The sequence below is a fragment of the Paenibacillus sp. A3 genome, from assembly GCF_001399685.1.
In the GTDB taxonomy this organism is placed as follows: Bacteria; Bacillota; Bacilli; order Paenibacillales; family NBRC-103111; genus Paenibacillus_G.
Genome location: NZ_JTHN01000438.1, coordinates 1 through 663, shown reverse-complemented (window position 1 = coordinate 663; position 663 = coordinate 1). Strand labels below are relative to the sequence as shown.

General features: G+C 53.1%; 2 protein-coding genes. One reads left to right on the top strand and one right to left on the bottom strand.

Translation table 11 applies throughout. The features are described from left to right. Positions 1 to 126: 126 nt before the first annotated feature. Positions 127 to 285, top strand: a complete 159-nt coding sequence (locus QJ48_RS39620) for a hypothetical protein (RefSeq protein WP_153816778.1) — start codon at positions 127 to 129, stop codon at positions 283 to 285. 103 nt (positions 286 to 388) lie between these two features. On the opposite strand, the gene QJ48_RS39615 is transcribed toward QJ48_RS39620, so the two are convergent. Beyond that, positions 389 to 663 (bottom strand): 3'-5' exonuclease (locus tag QJ48_RS39615; protein WP_272948191.1); only part of this gene is annotated, 275 nt, incomplete at its 5' end.

Here is a 663-nt window from a genome sequence, read left to right as displayed (position 1 = left end):
AGTCTCGTGGGCTCGAAGAAAGTGCGTGAAGCGGAGTATCGCGACGGCCTTCAAGTGACTCGCTGAGCACCACGATTTTTTTGGGATATGCTGGGTTTGCGCCATGGAGGCGCAAGAAGCTAAGCAATGAAGCGAGAAGAAGCGTTGGAAGCGGCCGTCAAACTCACTGCAGCGTTGCTACATTCGGACACCTACGGTCGTTGGGGAAATCTGGATGAAGATTCCGACCTTGCTGTGGACCTGTTTGCCCGTGTCTTCAGCAAGCTGCAGGAAGCTAACGTCTAAGTTCAAAGAACCTTGGTTCCGGCCAACAGCTGTTGGCCGGAACACTGAGTCGATACGTCGGTGTATTGCCGAAGGTCAGAGACATCGGTGATGCGAAGCACTTTCAGGCCATAGAAATCACTTCGTCTTCGCTAAACCACGCATTGTCCAGCAAGAATTTCCTTACCCGCGCTACGTCGTCGGTGTAAGCGACAAGCGCGAGGCTTTTTGTGGCCCTGCTGGCGGTCACGTAAAAGAGTCGTCTAGTTGCCTCCAAGGTCTTCCCCTCCGTTTTCCGCCCGAACAGGTCTTCATACTTAAACATGAAGCCGCGTGCTTCTTGATCGTCCATGATGACCATGACTCGTTCGAATTCTAGTCCCTTCACGCCTTGATGGG